At 67.6% G+C, this 15,105-nt stretch carries 14 protein-coding genes and 1 pseudogene; 5 read left to right on the top strand and 10 right to left on the bottom strand.

Annotation, left to right across the window (positions count from 1 at the left end):
- Positions 1-210: 210 nt before the first annotated feature.
- Positions 211-1,110 carry a LysR family transcriptional regulator gene (locus AC1RVW_RS29520; RefSeq protein ID WP_172839778.1) on the bottom strand — a complete coding sequence of 300 codons (900 nt, stop codon included), beginning with the start codon at positions 1,108-1,110 and terminating at the stop codon, positions 211-213.
- 143 nt (positions 1,111-1,253) lie between these two features.
- On the opposite strand from AC1RVW_RS29520, the gene AC1RVW_RS29515 reads away from it, so the two are divergent.
- Together AC1RVW_RS29515 and AC1RVW_RS29510 are read left to right on the top strand one after the other, a co-directional pair.
- Entirely contained in the window at positions 1,254-2,288 is a 1,035-nt protein-coding gene (locus tag AC1RVW_RS29515) for a Bug family tripartite tricarboxylate transporter substrate binding protein (protein ID WP_493204233.1), read from the top strand.
- 1 nt (position 2,289) lies between these two features.
- Positions 2,290-3,615 (top strand): FAD-dependent oxidoreductase, encoded by a 1,326-nt coding sequence (locus AC1RVW_RS29510; RefSeq protein ID WP_493204232.1) that lies wholly within the window; start codon positions 2,290-2,292, stop codon positions 3,613-3,615.
- Between the two features lie 19 nt (positions 3,616-3,634).
- Here AC1RVW_RS29510 and AC1RVW_RS29505 read toward each other — a convergent pair whose 3' ends face one another.
- Positions 3,635-4,036 carry a phage holin family protein gene (locus AC1RVW_RS29505; protein WP_081266228.1) on the bottom strand — a complete coding sequence of 134 codons (402 nt, stop codon included), beginning with the start codon at positions 4,034-4,036 and terminating at the stop codon, positions 3,635-3,637.
- Positions 4,037-4,214: 178 nt separating this feature from the next.
- Between AC1RVW_RS29505 and shkS the strand changes: the two genes are divergently transcribed.
- Complete coding sequence (gene shkS, locus AC1RVW_RS29500) at positions 4,215-5,630, top strand: surface-behavior sensor histidine kinase ShkS (protein WP_081266229.1); 1,416 nt, start codon at positions 4,215-4,217, stop codon at positions 5,628-5,630.
- Positions 5,631-5,701: 71 nt separating this feature from the next.
- Here shkS and AC1RVW_RS29495 read toward each other — a convergent pair whose 3' ends face one another.
- From AC1RVW_RS29495 to AC1RVW_RS29460, 8 genes are all read right to left on the bottom strand, one after another.
- The gene (locus tag AC1RVW_RS29495) at positions 5,702-6,304 is read right to left on the bottom strand and encodes a LuxR C-terminal-related transcriptional regulator (protein WP_081266230.1); all 603 of its coding nucleotides are present in this window, start codon (positions 6,302-6,304) and stop codon (positions 5,702-5,704) included.
- Between the two features lie 74 nt (positions 6,305-6,378).
- The gene (locus AC1RVW_RS29490; protein WP_106937148.1) at positions 6,379-7,710 is read right to left on the bottom strand and encodes a tryptophan--tRNA ligase; all 1,332 of its coding nucleotides are present in this window, start codon (positions 7,708-7,710) and stop codon (positions 6,379-6,381) included.
- Positions 7,711-7,722: 12 nt separating this feature from the next.
- Complete coding sequence (locus tag AC1RVW_RS29485; RefSeq protein WP_081266232.1) at positions 7,723-8,394, bottom strand: site-2 protease family protein; 672 nt, start codon at positions 8,392-8,394, stop codon at positions 7,723-7,725.
- Between the two features lie 41 nt (positions 8,395-8,435).
- The gene (locus AC1RVW_RS29480; RefSeq protein WP_081266233.1) at positions 8,436-9,071 is read right to left on the bottom strand and encodes an L-threonylcarbamoyladenylate synthase; all 636 of its coding nucleotides are present in this window, start codon (positions 9,069-9,071) and stop codon (positions 8,436-8,438) included.
- Positions 9,072-9,087: 16 nt separating this feature from the next.
- Positions 9,088-10,065, bottom strand: a complete 978-nt coding sequence (locus tag AC1RVW_RS29475; RefSeq protein ID WP_106937150.1) for a DMT family transporter — start codon at positions 10,063-10,065, stop codon at positions 9,088-9,090.
- Positions 10,062-10,919, bottom strand: a complete 858-nt coding sequence (locus tag AC1RVW_RS29470; protein ID WP_081266235.1) for a 3',5'-nucleoside bisphosphate phosphatase — start codon at positions 10,917-10,919, stop codon at positions 10,062-10,064. Before AC1RVW_RS29470 ends, AC1RVW_RS29475 begins: the two co-directional genes overlap by 4 nt.
- A 97-nt stretch (positions 10,920-11,016) precedes the next feature.
- Positions 11,017-12,060: a transporter gene (locus AC1RVW_RS29465; protein ID WP_106937151.1), complete on the bottom strand. Its 1,044-nt coding sequence runs from the start codon at positions 12,058-12,060 to the stop codon at positions 11,017-11,019.
- 10 nt (positions 12,061-12,070) lie between these two features.
- The gene (locus tag AC1RVW_RS29460) at positions 12,071-13,702 is read right to left on the bottom strand and encodes an inorganic phosphate transporter (protein ID WP_493204227.1); all 1,632 of its coding nucleotides are present in this window, start codon (positions 13,700-13,702) and stop codon (positions 12,071-12,073) included.
- A gap of 152 nt (positions 13,703-13,854) precedes the next feature.
- Here AC1RVW_RS29460 and ppk2 point away from each other — a divergent pair, with 152 nt between their 5' ends.
- Together ppk2 and AC1RVW_RS29450 are read left to right on the top strand one after the other, a co-directional pair.
- A complete protein-coding gene (ppk2, locus tag AC1RVW_RS29455; RefSeq protein WP_409196061.1) occupies positions 13,855-14,781 on the top strand; it encodes a polyphosphate kinase 2 in 927 nt (308 codons plus the stop codon).
- 143 nt (positions 14,782-14,924) lie between these two features.
- Positions 14,925-15,105: pseudogene (locus AC1RVW_RS29450) on the top strand (extracellular catalytic domain type 1 short-chain-length polyhydroxyalkanoate depolymerase); the annotation flags it as partial.

The raw sequence follows: 15,105 nt of genomic DNA, 5'->3' as shown, positions 1-15,105 counted from the left end.
ACGCAGGGGCGGAGGCTTTGGTCGGGGGCAATGGGCTCTCTCGGAATCGGGTTCGAAGGCAGGCGACGTGATGCGATACCGATAACGCGGGTATCGCCTCTACGCATGCTACGAGAACTCCGGCGTTAGTGAAAACTCCGGAGCGGAATGCCGGCTGCGGCGTCTGCGGAAAGCCCGGGTTACAGGTATCTCTTAGCGCGTGTTCAGGGTTCAGGCCCGCTCTTTCTTCAGCTGTCGCAGGGCCGCTTCGGCATGCGTGATGAAGCGCCCGGCCAGCAGCGAGGCCGCGAAGTTGTCGTTGGTGACGGCGAACACGTCGAACGACGGCGCCTTCCCGATCGGCCGGAAGCTCAGCCGGTCGGTCATGCAGCCGCGCGCGGTGAGGTCGTCGACGATGGCCACGCCCGCGCCCGCCGCCGCCAGCGCGCAGGCGGTCTGGCCGGCGCGCACCTCGGTCTGCGCATCGGGCTGGCAGCCGTGCTGCAGGCACCAGTCGGCAATGATGCGGCCCTGCGGCGTGTCGGGGCTGAACGCGATCATGCGTTCGCCCAGGATGTCGGCCGGCTTCAGCGTGCGCCGCGCCTCCAGCGGGTGGCCCTTGGGAAACACGCCGGCCAGCGTCCATTGGCCGATGGGTCGCGCATTGAGCAGCGGGTCGTCGATGGCCAGGGTGGAGATCGCCACGTCGGCCTCGTGCGCGGCCAGCCGCTTGACCATGTCGCGGGCCAGCAGCACCTCGACGTAGAAGCGGGCGGCGGGGAACTCGCGGCCCAGCGCAGTGAGCGCGCGCGGCACCATGTCGAGCCCGGTGCTCGGGCTGCACAGCACGCGCAGCGTGAGCATCTTGCCGCTCTTGAGCGCCTGCGCGCAGTCCTCGATGCGCGCAACGCCGCGATACACCTGCTCGACCTCCGCGAACAGCGCCTGCGCCTCGGGCGTGGCCTGCAGCTTGCCCTTGCGGCGCTCGAACAGGCGCAGCCCCAGCTGCAGCTCGATGTGAGACAGCATGCGGCTGATGCCCGGCTGCGACACGTGCAGCGAACGCGCCGCATCGGTGACGGAGCCGGCCAGCATGACGGCGCGGAAGACTTCGATCTGTCGGAGGTTCATGACTTTGCCCGGCGCTTCGGCGATGTTCGATAACGCGATGTTATGGGCTCGCCACATGTTGGTATTTGCCGCCCCGGCGCCGCGTTCCTAGCATCGGCGTGTTCCTTCATTCGATCAAAACCATAAGCAGAGGCATACAGGACATGGTTCACCGTCCAATCTCGGGCCGGGGTGCGCTGGCACCCGGCGTCACACGCAGAAGCGTTCTCTCGGCCGTGGCGCTCGGCGCCGCGGGCACCCTGGCCGCCGGGCCCTGGCATGGCGCCGGGGCCGCCGAGGCATGGCCCACCAAGCCGGTGCGCATCATCGTGCCCTTCGCGCCGGGCGGCGGCGCCGATGGCTCGGCGCGCGTGCTGGCCGAAGTGCTCGCGCCGCAGCTGGGGCAGGCGGTGATCGTGGAGAACAAGCCGGGCGCCGGCAGCGCCATCGGCGTGGCGGCGGCCCTGCAGAGCCGCGACGGCCACACGCTGCTCATGGGCAGCAACAGCATGGTGATCAACCCGGCGCTGAACCCGAAGCTCACATACGACGTGGCGCGCGACTTCGACGCCATCGGCATGGTTTCGCAGCAGCCGCTGGTGCTGGTGGTGCCGGCCGAGTCGAAGGCGATGACGGTGGCCGACCTCGTGACGCAGGCCAAGGCGCAGCCCGGCAAGCTCAGCGCGGGCAACAGCGGCACCGGCACGCTGGCCCACCTGACGGCCGAACTCTTCGCGCAGGAGACCGGCACCTCGCTGGTCAGCGTGCCCTACAAGGGCGAGAGCGCGCTCATGCCCGACCTGATCTCCGGGCTGGTGTCGATGGGTTTCCTCAATCTGCCGAGCGTGATCGTGCATATCCGCTCGGGCCGGCTGCGCGCGCTGGCCGTGTCTTCGGCACAGCCGGTGGCCGAACTGCAGAACGTGCCCACCTTCCGCAGCCTGAAGCTGCAGAGCCTGGAGGTCGAGGGCTGGGCCACGCTGGTCGCGCCCAAGGGCTCGATTCCGCCCGAAGGGCTGGCCCGGCTCGAGAAGCTGCTGGCGGCGGCCCTGCAGTCAGACGCGGTGAAGAAGCGCTTCACCGCGCTGAGCCTCGAACCGTTCACCAGCGGTCGCGAGGCCACGGCCAGATACCTGAAGGCCGAAGGCAGCCGCTGGGGCGACGTGGTGAAGAGCCGCGGCATCCAGCTGGAAAACTGAAATGAACGACAGCACGGATCAGGGGCAGGCAAGCAGCCGCACGGTCGAGGCCGACGTGGTGGTGTGCGGCGGCGGCGTCGCCGGCACGATGGCGGCCGTGGCGGCGGCGAGGCAGGGCGCGTCGGTCGTGCTGGTGGAGCGCTACGGGTTCCTCGGCGGCAATGCGACGGCCGGCGCAGTGGCGCAGTTCAACAGCTGGCAGACCGGCAACGGCCGCAAGGTGGTGGCCGGCCTGGCGCAGGAGGTGGTCGATCGGCTGCGCCGCTACGACGGAGCCCGCGCGCACGAGACCTTCGTGATGTCCACCGGGCACCGCATGGACCGCGTCGAATACGCGCCCGAAGTGCTGAAGCTGGTGCTGGACGACATGGTGGCCGAGGCCGGCGTGCGGCCCCTGCTGCATGCGAGCCTGCTCGACGTGGCATGCGAGGGCCGCCGCATCGAGCGGGTGAGCGTGCTGACCAAGGGCGGGGTGCTGCACCTGCGCGCGGGCGTGCTGGTCGACGCGTCGGGCGACATGGATGTGCTGAAGCGGGCGGGCGCGCGTTTCCTGGAACTCGGCAACGGCGAGGCGCTGCAGCCGGCGACGATGATGTTCCGCTTCGGGCCGATCGACTTCGCGCGCTTCGGTGCGCTGTCGAAGGCCGAGCTTGCCGAACTGGCGGCGCGCGGCTTCGCGCAGGGCCGGCTGGCGCGCGCGGCGCTGCACTCGAGCCGCGATCCCTATTCGGACGACGGCTGGTTCAACATCAGCCGCCTGGGCATCGACGCCGCCGACCCGATGGCGCTGGGCGCCGCCGAGATCGAAGGGCGGCGCCAGGCGTGGAAGGCGGCGGGCTTCCTCGCGGATGCGGTGCCCGGCTGCGAGCACGGGCGGCTGCGGGCCTTCGGCACGCAGGTCGGCGTGCGCGAGACGCGGCGGATGGAGGGCGACCATGTGCTGACGGCGGCCGAACTGCTGGAGCCGGTGCAGTTTGGCGATGCGATTGCAGCGGGGGCATACCCGATCGACATCCACCCGGCAACGGGCGGTGCGCTGCACTATGTGCCGATGGACGCAGACCACGCGTATCAGATTCCGTACCGCAGCCTGGTGCCGAGCGCGCTCGACAACGCGCTGGGCGTGGGCCGCGGCATTTCGGCGAGCCACGAGGCGCTGGCGGCGATCCGGGTGATGACGATCTCGATGGCGGTCGGGCAGGCCGCCGGCATTGCCGCGGCCATGGCCGCCAGGGCGGCGGAGGGCGGCATGGGAGCGCAGGTGCGCAAGGTGCCGGTGCCCGCGCTGCGCGAGGCGCTGCTGCGCGGCGGCGCCGTGCTCGGCTAGCGCCGCCGGCAGCCTGGCTTCAGAGCCAGTTGCCGCTCTGCGGCATCTGCACCTTCTCGGCCGGGTCGTCGCTCGTCACGAACGAGCCGATGACGACGCTCAGGATCGAGATGAAGATGCTCGCGAACAGCGCGGTCCAGAAGCCGGACACGCGGAAGCCCTTCACCAGCGCGGCCACCAGCAGGATCATCAGCGCGTTGATGACCAGCAGGAACAGGCCGAGCGTCACGAGCGTCAGCGGCAGCGTGAGCACGATCAGCAGCGGCTTGACGACGGCATTGGCCAGGCCCAGCAGCAGGGCCGAGACCACCAGCGCGCCGGTGCTCTCGAACTTGATTCCCCGAAACAGATGGCTCGCCACCCAGAGCGAGATGGCCGTGATGGCCCAGTGGATGAGAAAAGGGGCCAGGTTGTTAAACATTTCCGGGGGCTCGTGATTCGTGGAAAAAGGAGCCGGCCATTATCCGTGGCCCGTGGGAGCGCCGTTTTCTCCTGTTACGCGCAGAAACAACGGGCGACACCCCGTTAAGATCCCACCTCTTGGCGCCCCTTGCAGAAGGGGCTTTCTTCATGGCCGGACAAACAAGGGTCATCACCACATGGCCAATGCCTCGATCGCGAGCTTGACACCCGCCCCGGCTTCGGCCGACGAGGCCGAATCGTGGGTGCGCGGCGAGCTCATCCGCAGCCTGATGCGCTCGGCGCGCGGCTCCTACCTCGTCTCGGCCGCGCTGATGCCGGCCATGGTCGGCCTCAACTGGGCCTACATCCCGCGCTGGGAACTGATCACCTGGCTGGTGGCCGGCCTCATCGCCACGGCCTGCCGCGCCTGGGGCGCGCAGGTGTATGCGGTGCGCTATGCGGGGCGCAGTGCCGCGGCACAGCTGCAGTTCACCGAGCGCTACGGCTTCGTGTGGAGCACCAGCGCGGTGGTGTGGGGCTTCTCGGTGCTGCTGTTCTTCGAGCGCACGCCGCAGGCCAACCAGTTCATGAGCTGGCTCATCGTGGCCGGGGTGGGCACCTTCCCGCTGAACGGGCTGGCGCTGCATCCCCCGCTGCTCAAGCGCTACGTCAACACGCTGTTCATCACGATGCTGGGCGCGGTGCTGATCCGGCTGTCGGGGATCATGCTGCATCACCCCCAGTTCCAGTACAGCTACCTGATGCCGGTCCTGCCGATCCTGCACTGGTTCCTGCTGCTGCGGGCCGGGCGGCACATCTACGAGACGGCGCGCAACAGCCTGGAGCTGCTGTTCCACAACCACATCCTGATCAAGTCGCTCACGCAGCAGCGGCAGGCGGCGGTGTCGGCCGTGGCCATGAAGAACCGCTTCCTGGCCAGCGCCGCGCACGACATGCGCCAGCCGGTGCTGGCACTCTCGCTGTACGCCGACTGGCTGCGCAACGAGCCCGAACTGGTGCTGGAACTCGCCCCGAAGATCGTGCGCGCCACGCACGCGGTGAACGCGCTGTTCGACTCGATGTTCGACCTGGCGCGCATCGACTCGGGCCAGGTGCGCCTGCACGTCGAGCGCGTCGACGTGCCCGAGCTGCTGCACGACCTGGAGCTGCAATACCGCCCCGTGGCCGAGAGCCGCGGGCTGGACTTCCGGGTGCACGTGTGCGAAGGCTCGTTCCTGACCGACCCGATCCGCGTGCGCCGCATGATCGGCAACCTGCTGGCCAACGCCATCAAGTACACGACCGAAGGCGGCGTGCTGCTGGCGGCGCGGCAGACGCGCGACGGCCTGCGCGTGGAAGTGTGGGACACCGGCATCGGCATCGCGCCCGAGCATCTGCGCGACGTGTTCCTGGAGTTCTACAAGGTGGCCGACCATGCCGGTACCTCGGACGGCTTCGGCCTCGGCCTGGCCATCGTTGCGCGGCTGTCGCACGTGCTGGGCCACCCGGTGAGCGTGCGGTCGCGGCTGGGCAGCGGCAGCGTGTTCCGCGTGGCGCTGCATGACGCGGACGAGGCGGTGGCGCAGGCTCGGGTGACGGCTTCCGGCGGCTGAAGAAAAAAACCGCGCAATGCGCGGTTTTTTCTTTCCAGAAACACCGGGAAGGAAGTGCGCGAAGCCCGGGGTTAGCCCGAAAGCAATCCGTTCGTACGCGCGTAATGCAAGGCCTGCGTCCGGCTCTTCACCCCCAGCCGGCGGAACAGCCGCCACAGGTGAACCTTCACCGTGTGCTCGCTGATTTCGAGGTCCGTAGCGATGTCGCGGTTGCTCATGCCCTTGTCGAGCATGGCGATCAGCTGCGTCTGGCGCTTCGACAGCTTGCCGCTGTTGGCGGCCGGCGGCTCGTCGGCTTCGTCTTCCGAACCCGCCATCAGCAGGCCGCGCAGGGCGGCCGCCAGCTCGTTGGAGCTGGCCGATTTCTCGATGTAGGTGTCGGCGCCCGCCTCGATGCAGGCGTCTTCCATGTCGGCCGCCGGTGCCGCCGAATACACGGCGATCGGCACGTTGGGATAGACCTGCTTGACCGCGATCACGCCCGACACGCCATTGGTGTCCGGGAGCTTCAGGTCAAGGCAGAAGAGGGTGGGAGCGCCGCGCTGCTGGACGGATCCCGCGAGCTTGTCGAGGCGCTCGAGCTCGACGATGTTCTCGGCCGGGCGCAAGCGCCGCAAGACCATCACGATCGCGTCGCGCATCAGGGGGTGGTCGTCGATGACATAAATGCTCATGTTTTCTTCCTTTGTGATCGCACCGTCTTCTCTCTTCCTGCTCACCGGCGGGTAGGCCGGTGGGTTCCGCCGGATCAACTTCCCTGGTTGTTGGGCGTTGCCTCGGCCAGTGCCTCCAGCGCCTCGGTGACGGCGCGTGTTCCTTCCGTGTCGATGGGTTCAAGCTGCCCGGCCAGCGCGGTCAATGCCGCGCCGCGCTGCTCCTGCAAGGCCGCGATGGTACGGCCGGCTTCCTGCGGCGACGCGAATCCACGGCTCTGGAGCAGGGTTTCGCCGCGCGCATCGAGCAGCTTGAAATAGAAGAGGCCGTCGGCCTTCTCGCGGTATTGCTTGAAGCTGGGCTTCGCGACCTTGGCCGCCTTGGCGCCGGCCTTGTCCTTGCCGGCCGCGAGATTGCGCAGGCCGACCGCATGGCGCAGCTCCACCATGAAGGGCTTCGACAGCGCGCGGGCCTTCTCGGCACCGATGAGCAGCTGGCGCTCGATCTCGGCCGGGTTGTTCATGAGCGCATCGTAGCGCTCGCGCAGCGGCGCCACTTCGAGGTCGATGCGCTCGAACAGCAACTGCTTCGCATCGCCCCAGCCGATGCCGTCGGCATAGGCCTTGCGGAGCATCTCGGTCTCGTCGGCGTCGGCAAAGGCCTGGTAGATCTGGAACAGCGCGGAGCCTTCGGTGTCCTTGGGCTCGCCGGGCGCGCGCGAGTCGGTCACGATGCTGGTGATCTGCTTGCGCAGGTACGCGCGCGGCGCGAACAGCGGGATCGTGTTGTTGTAGCTCTTGCTCATCTTGCGGCCGTCCAGGCCGGGCAAGGTGGCGACGGCATCGTCGATCTCGGCGTCGGGCAGCGTGAAGTGCTCGCCGTACAGGTGATTGAAGCGCTGCGCCATGTCGCGCGCCATCTCGATGTGCTGCACCTGGTCGCGGCCCACCGGCACCTTGTGGGCGTTGAACATCAGGATGTCCGCACCCATGAGCACCGGGTACATGAAGAGGCCGGCCGTCACGTCGGCGTCGGGGTCTTCACCCTTTGCGGTGTTCTTGTCGATCTGCGCCTTGTAGGCATGCGCGCGATTGAGCACGCCCTTGCCGGTGACGCAGGTGAGGAACCAGGTGAGCTCGGGAATCTCGGGGATGTCGGACTGGCGGTAGAAGGTGACGTGCTCCGGGTCGAGGCCGCAGGCCAGCCAGCTGGCGGCGATCTCGAGGGTGGAGCGCTGGATCTTTGCCGGCTCCTGCACCTTGATGAGCGCGTGGTAGTCGGCCAGGAAGAAGAAGCTCTGCACACCGGGCGCGACGCTTTGCCGCACCGAATGGCGGATCGAGCCGACGTAGTTGCCGAGGTGGGGCGTGCCCGACGGTGTGATGCCGGTCAGGACGCGCAGTGGAGCTTTGGAAGACGGGGACATGGAACGAGGAACTTAGAACAGCAATGCCTTGAGCGGGGTGATGGCCAGGTTGATGACGTAGTAGCCGACGTCCATCAACGGACGCAGCCAGTAGTTGCTGACGACACCGGCGAGCACCAGCGCCATCACGATGAAGAAGCCGTAGGGCTCGATGCGCGCCAGGAAATTCTGCGCGGGTCCGTTCGGCAGCAGGCCTGCCAGCACGCGCCCGCCGTCGAGCGGCGGCAGCGGGAACAGGTTGAAGGCCCACATGACCAGGTTGACCAGCACGCCGCCCTGCGCCATCTTGATGAAAAAGGTTTCATCGATGCCCGCCGCGACCAGCGCTATCAGCACCAGCGCCCAGAGAATGGCCTGGATGAAGTTCGAAGCCGGCCCCGCGAGCGCCACCCACACCATGTCGCGCTTCGGATGGCGCAGCCGCCCGAAGTTGACCGGTACCGGCTTGGCATAGCCGAAAAGGAAGGCGCCGGAGGTCGCGAAGTAGAGCATCAGCGGCATCAGGATGGTCCCGATGGGGTCGATGTGCTTCATCGGGTTGAGCGTGACGCGCCCCATGACCTCGGCGGTGTTGTCGCCGAAATAGCGCGCGACATAGCCATGGGCCGCCTCATGCACGGTGATCGCGAAGATCACCGGCAGTGCGTATATCAGTACGGTCTGTATCAGGTTGGAAATATCCACGGCGCGATTGTGTCAGACAGGGCGGGTCTCACTGCCCGATTTCAGAGCCCCAGCACGGCCAATGTCCCGCGCCCCTGGCGCACCACGACAGGGTCGTCGCCCGTGCCCATGGGCGTGAGGTCGACCACCGTGGTGGGCTGCGAGGGGCAGGCCCCGGCGTCGATGACGGCGCCGATCTGCTTCTCGAAGCGCTCGCGGATGGTTTGCGCGTCGTTCAGTGCCTCGGTCTCTCCGGGTGCGATCAGCGTGGTGGCCAGCAGCGGCGCACCGTGCAGCGACAGCAGCTCCAGCAGCACCTTGTGGTCGGGCACGCGCAGGCCGATGGTCTTGCGCTGCGGATGGCTCACGCGGCGCGGCACTTCCTTGGTGGCTTCGAGCAGGAAGGTGTAGGGACCGGGCGTGGCGGCCTTCAGCAGGCGGTATTGCTTGTTGTCTACACGTGCGTAGTTGGCCAGCTCGCTCAGGTCGCGGCACAGCAGCGTGAGGTGGTGCTTGTCGTCGACCTGCCGGATGCGGCGAAGCTGGTCGACCGCGTCCTTGTCGTCGAGGTGGCAGGCCAGGGCGTAGCTGGAGTCGGTGGGCACGGCCACGATCTCGCCGCGCTCGAGCAGCGCGACGGCCTGCTTGAGCAGGCGCTGCTGCGGGTTGTCGGGGTGGACTTCGAAGTACTGGGCCATAGGAAATATCTCCGGGTCAGGATTCCGCGGGTTCGATCGGCACGCGCCGCTCGCGCACGGTGAGCCATGCGCCGGCCGCGCCGCACACGGCGATCATCGCCATGCCGATGAGCGAGAAGCGGTCGGGCACATGGGAAAAGACAAGCCAGCCGCCCAGCATTGCAAAGGCGATCTGCGCATAGAGGTAAGGCGTGAGCGTGGAGGCCGGCGCGCGCTGGTAGGCCAGGATCAGCATGAAGTGCCCCACCGTGCCCATGAACCCCATGAGGCAAAGCAGCGCCCACCATTCCCACGATGGCAGGGCGGTCCATGCGAAGGGCACCACCAGCGAGGCGATCAGCGTGCCGACCCAGCCGGTGTAGAAGTGCATGGTCAGCGGGTTCTCGGTCTGCGCGAGCTTGCTGGTGAGCACCTGGAACCAGGCGTTGGTCAGCACCAGCCCCAGCGGCAGGAAGATGGCCCAGCTGAAAGTGCCGCCGCCCGGGCGCAGGATCACCAGCGTGCCGGCGAAGCCGCCCGCCACCAGCGTCCAGCGCAAGGGCGACACATGCTCCTTGAGCGTGGTGGCGGCCAGCAGCGTGATGACCAGCGGCGCGATCAGCACGATCGACGTGAACTCCGCCAGCGGCATGTAGCGCAGGCTCAGGAACGCGAAGACGCTCGACGACAGCAGCAACGCACCGCGCAGCGCCTGGTAGCGCGGATGCCGCGTGCGCAGCAGCGCGGTGCCGTGCAGCGGCAGCAGCACGATGGTGGTCGCCACGGCCTGGAACGCATAGCGGAACCACACGCCCATGAGAATCGGCACGCCGAGGGTGGAGAACTTGGTGGCGGTGTCCAGCGTGGCGAAGCAGGCCACCGCCAGCAGCACGAGGCCGATGCCCGCGAGGATGCGTTCCGCCTCGACCCTGCGGGCCGTCTGCGCCGCCGAACGTGCACTGGCCAGCGCAACGGTTGCCGCGTTGTCGATGCCGGGCCCGGGGCTCTGGCTCACTGCTGAATGCGGTGGCCGAGCAGTTCCCACACAGGAGTGAGCGCGCCGGGCAACGGCGGCAGCTTGCCGAGATCGCAATGGCTCTCGTCGGGGCTGTGGAAATCGCTGCCGCGCGAGGCGGCGAAATCGAATTCGAGCGCCTTGTCGGCGTACTCGACATATTCGGCCGGCGTGTGGCTGCCGGTGACGACCTCGATCGCCTGGCCGCCGTGCGCCTTGAATTCCAGGAACAGCGCGTATTCCTCGTTGGCCGAGAACTTGTAGCGGCCCGGGTGCGCGATGACGGCGATGCCCTTGGCGGCGGTGATCCAGTGCACGGCGTCCTTCAGCGAGGCCCAGCGGTGCGGCACGTAGCCGGGCTTGCCTTCGGTGAGGAACTTGCGGAAGACCTCCGGCGTGTCGCGGCAATGGCCCTGTTCGACCAGGAAGCGTGCGAAGTGCGTGCGGGAGATGAGTTCGGGGTTGCCCACGAACCTGAGCGCGCCTTCGTAGGCGCCATGGATGCCGACCTTGGCCAGCCCCTCGGACATTTCCTGCGCGCGCTTGCCGCGGCCGCCGCGCGTGTCGTAGAGGCCCTGCGTGATGGCCGCGTCGTCCGGGTCGAAGCCCAGGCCGACGATGTGCACCGTTTCTCCCGCGAATGTGACGGAAATCTCGGTGCCGGTGAGGTAGCGCATGCCGTTGGCGCGGGCAGCCGCCGCGGCGCGGTGCTGGCCGCCGATTTCGTCGTGGTCGGTGAGGGCCCAGAGCTCGACCCCGTTCGCGGCCGCGCGGGCGGCCAGTTCTTCGGGCGTCAGAGTGCCGTCGGAGACCACGGAGTGGCAGTGAAGATCGGCATTGAGGATGGAGGACACCCCACCATTCTAGGGGCTATGGAACAACGGTGCGGGCGCATGGATGCTATGCACGACGCTACTAAATAAATAGCATTACTGGCCCGCTGCATGCGGCTCAGCGCTTCTTGCGGAAAGCCGCCCAGGCCGCCACCGCGGTAAAGCTTGCCACGATGGCGACAACGATCCAGAAGCCGTGCTTGTGGTCCGCGAGCGGAATGCCCCCCACGTTCATGCCGAACAGGCCCGCCAGGATGTTGATCGGCAGGGCCAGCACGGTGACCACCGTCAGCACGAAGAGGCTGCGGTTGTTGTCCTCGTTGACGTTGGCGGCTATTTCTTCCTGCAGCAGCTTGATGCGCTCCTGCAGCGCCTGCATGTCGCGCAGCACCACCGAGAACTCTTCCGTGGAGCCGCGCAGTTCCTGCACGTCGGGTTCGGACATCCATGCCGGCGGCCCCTGCAGCAGCCGGAAGAGGGCCGCCGGCTCTGGCGCCAGCAGCCGCTGCAGCCTCACCAGCAGCCGGCGCAGCACGCCGAGCCGCGCGCGCTTGTGGTCGAGGCGCCCGGCCAGCAGCTCGTCTTCGATGCGGTCGATGCGCGAGGTGACGCCGCGCACGATCTTCACCAGCACGTCGGCCTGCGCGCGCAGCAGGTGTTCGAGCAGCTCGGTGCTCGAGCGCGGCGCGTCGCCGGCCTTCACGGCCGTGCGTAGCGCATCGACCGAGCGCAGCGGCTTGGTGCGCGCCGTGACCACGAGGCGCGGGCCCACGCTGATCCACAGCGTGGAGATGTCCGAGGGCTCGAAGCTGAACTCGAAGTGCACGTCGTTGATGACCGCGATCAGCGAGTCGTCGGCGCGTTCGATGCGCGTGGAGGGCAGCCCTTCGTGCAGCGTCTCGTAGAAGGTGTCGGACAGGTTCGCGTGCCGCACCAGCCAGCGCTCCGCATGCGCGTGGCTCAGGTTGAAGTGCAGCCAGACGTACGGCGGGTTTTCTTCGGCGCATTCGCGCTCGCGCTGCTGCGCCAGCCATGCGGCTGCCTGCACGGAGTCGATCGCCCGCGCGGGCTCTGGCGCCGACGCGTCGAACAGGTAGCCGGAGATCAGTCCGGCTTCGTCGCCGCCGTAGGACTGGGCGGCGAGATCATGAAATGCCGACAAGATGCGTGATTCAGAAGATGCGAGTGAAAAGCCAGTAGAGCGAACCCGACAGCAGCATCGCCACCGGCAGCGTGAGCACCCAGGCCAGCGCGAGGTTGCGCAGCGTCGACAACTGCAGGCCCGAGCCGCTGGCCGTCATGGTGCCGGCCACGCCCGAGGACAGCACGTGCGTGGTCGATACCGGCAGGCCGTACATGTCGGCCGCGCCGATGGTGATCATGGCCACCACTTCGGCCGAGGCGCCCTGCGCGTAGCTCAGGTGCGTCTTGCCGATCTTCTCGCCCACGGTCACGACGATGCGCTTCCAGCCGATCATCGTGCCCAGGCCCAGCGCAATGGCCACCGCGACCTTGACCCACAGCGGGATGAAGCGCGTGGCGGTGTCCAGTTCTTCGCGGAAGGTGACCACGCGCAGTCGGGTCTCGTCGTCGAACTTTGCGGCGCCGCTTTTCTCCAGGTGGCGGATGGCTTCGGAGGCCAGGTACATGTCGTTGCGCACATTGGCCACGGAATCGGCAGGCACGCCGGCCAGCGAACCGTGCGCCTTGACCTGCTGGCCGATGCTGCCGGCGGCAGCGGCCAGGGCCGGCACGACCGCGGCATTGAACTCCCGCGTGCGCACGTAGGTGGAGAGCGTCTCGCGCGCTGCTTCGGGTTGCAGCGCGGGCAGCGAGGTCGGCACGCTGCGGTTCAGCGCGTTCTGCGCCATCTCGGTCACCGCCACGAACTTGATGGTCTCGTTGGCGGGCATCGCGCGGTTCAGCGCATAGGCCATCGGCACCGTGCCCACCAGGATCAGCATGATGAGGCCCATGCCCTTCTGCCCGTCGTTCGAGCCGTGCGCGAACGACACCCCGGTGCAGGTCAGGATGAGCAGGCCGCGGATCCACCACGGCGGCGGCTCGCTGCCCTTGGGCTCCTCGTACAGCGCGCGGTTCTTCACGAAGGCGCGCAGCGCCAGCAGCAGCAGGGCGGCGCAGCCGAAGCCGACCATCGGCGACAGCAGCAGCGAATAGCCCACCTTGGTGGCCTGCCCCCAGTCGACGCCGCTGGTGCCGTCGCGGCCGTGCATGAGCGCATTGGCCACGCCCACGCCGATGATCGAGCCGATCAGCGTGTGCGAAGACGAAGCCGGCAGCCCGAGCCACCACGTGCCCAGGTTCCAGATGATCGCGGCGATCAGCAGCGCGAACACCATGGCGAAGCCCGCGCTCGAGCCCACCTGCAGGATCAGTTCCACCGGCAGCAGCGCGATGATGCCGAAGGCCACCGCGCCGCTGGAAACCAGCACGCCCAGGAAGTTGAAGAAGCCCGACCACACCACCGCGAAGTTGGGTGGCAGCGAGTGCGTGTAGATGACGGTCGCCACGGCGTTGGCCGTGTCGTGGAAGCCGTTGACGAACTCGAAGCCCAGCGCAATCAGCAGCGCCACGCCCAGCAGGATATAGGGAACCCATGTCGTGACCGGCACGCCGGAGGCGGCGACGTCGCCCACCAGGCTCCAGGCCGTGAACAGCAGGCCGGCTGCCAGCAGGCCCACGAAGGTGATCAGCGTGAGCGGACCGGGCTTGGCGTCGAGTTTCGGCCGGTGCGAAGCAGGCGCGGACGGCAACTCGGCATGCGGGGCTGCAAGCGTGTTCATGGACGATTCTGGGGTGTTGGAATGGCTTCAGATGGTGTTCGCCGCGTGTGACAACTACATGTCAACGGCGTCCAGACCGTCACGTAGTCGTCATACAGGGCGAGCAGCATGCCTTTCGCCTTCCTTAAATCCTTTTCTCCTGCTGCCCCACCATGCCGACGAGCGCACTTCCCGACCATGAAGAACTGATGCAACGCATCGCCCGCGACCTGATCGACAGCTACGACGAAGAGTTGGAACTGGAGATCGAGGACCGCAACATCGACGGCCTCGACCCCTCGGCCGGCATCGGCGCCGCCACCGACAAGGCCGCCCGGCAGGCCTACTTCAAGGAACTGTTCCGCCTGCAGGGCGAGCTGGTCAAGCTGCAGGACTGGGTGCAGCACAGCAAGCAGAAAGTAGTCATCCTGTTCGAAGGTCGCGACGCTGCCGGCAAGGGCGGCGTCATCAAGCGCATCACCCAGCGGCTGAACCCGCGCGTGGCCCGCGTGGCCGCGCTGCCGGCGCCCAACGACCGCGAACGCACCCAGTGGTACTTCCAGCGCTATGCCGCGCACCTGCCGGCCGCCGGCGAGATGGTGCTGTTCGACCGCAGTTGGTACAACCGCGCCGGCGTCGAGCGCGTGATGGGCTTCTGCACGGACGACGAGTACGAAGAATTCTTCCGCACCGTGCCCGAGTTCGAGAAGATGCTCGTGCGCTCGGGCATCAAGCTCATCAAGTACTGGTTCTCCATCACCGACGACGAGCAGCACATGCGCTTCCTCGGCCGCATCCATGACCCGCTCAAGCAATGGAAGCTGAGCCCCATGGACCTGGAAAGCCGCCGCCGCTGGGAGGAATACACCAAGGCGAAGGAAATCATGCTGGAGCGCACCCACATTCCGGAAGCGCCGTGGTGGGTGGTGCAGGCGGTCGACAAGAAGAAGGCGCGCCTGAACTGCATCAGTCACCTGCTCGGCCAGATGCCCTACAAGGAAGTGCCGCACCCGGCCGTCGAGCTGCCCGAGCGCGAGCGCCATGCGGACTACCTGCGCCAGCCGGTGCCTGCGAGCATGATCGTCCCTGAAATTTACTAACCCCCAGGCTTCGCGCACTTCGTGTCGCTTCTCCTTCCCCCTTGCAGGGGGCAACACCTGAGGCCCGGCAGAGCCGGTTCCTCGGTGTTTCTGGACTGGGCCCTTGTTTGGTTGAAGGGCGCTTTGCGTTCACACTGCGCGCCATGGCCCGTCGTTCCACCGCTTCTGTTTTTGCCCGCGCTTATGAGCGCAACCTCAAGGCGCTGACCCGGCTCACGCTAAGCAGCAGCAAGCGCGTGGCGGGGCAGGTGCAGCGCGCGACGGCCAAGCGGCTCAAGCCGCCGCCGGGCCGTGGGGACTGGCTCAGCGGGGTGGCGGTGGGGG

Source organism: Variovorax sp. MPBD4-3 (assembly GCF_058809745.1).
The sequence above is the reverse complement of the archived record's forward strand: the minus strand, read 5'-3'. Positions and strand labels throughout refer to the sequence as shown.

Excerpts from the sequence above, each read along its gene's own strand:
- shkS (WP_081266229.1), top strand. The coding sequence starts at position 4,215 with ATGGCCAATGCCTCGATCGCGAGCTTGACACCCGCCCCGGCTTCGGCC.
- AC1RVW_RS29515 (WP_493204233.1), top strand. The coding sequence starts at position 1,254 with ATGGTTCACCGTCCAATCTCGGGCCGGGGTGCGCTGGCACCCGGCGTC.
- AC1RVW_RS29510 (WP_493204232.1), top strand. The coding sequence starts at position 2,290 with ATGAACGACAGCACGGATCAGGGGCAGGCAAGCAGCCGCACGGTCGAG.
- AC1RVW_RS29495 (WP_081266230.1), bottom strand. The coding sequence starts at position 6,304 with ATGAGCATTTATGTCATCGACGACCACCCCCTGATGCGCGACGCGATC.
- AC1RVW_RS29505 (WP_081266228.1), bottom strand. The coding sequence starts at position 4,036 with ATGTTTAACAACCTGGCCCCTTTTCTCATCCACTGGGCCATCACGGCC.
- AC1RVW_RS29520 (WP_172839778.1), bottom strand. The coding sequence starts at position 1,110 with ATGAACCTCCGACAGATCGAAGTCTTCCGCGCCGTCATGCTGGCCGGC.
- AC1RVW_RS29460 (WP_493204227.1), bottom strand. The coding sequence starts at position 13,702 with ATGAACACGCTTGCAGCCCCGCATGCCGAGTTGCCGTCCGCGCCTGCT.
- ppk2 (WP_409196061.1), top strand. The coding sequence starts at position 13,855 with ATGCCGACGAGCGCACTTCCCGACCATGAAGAACTGATGCAACGCATC.
- AC1RVW_RS29490 (WP_106937148.1), bottom strand. The coding sequence starts at position 7,710 with ATGTCCCCGTCTTCCAAAGCTCCACTGCGCGTCCTGACCGGCATCACA.
- AC1RVW_RS29480 (WP_081266233.1), bottom strand. The coding sequence starts at position 9,071 with ATGGCCCAGTACTTCGAAGTCCACCCCGACAACCCGCAGCAGCGCCTG.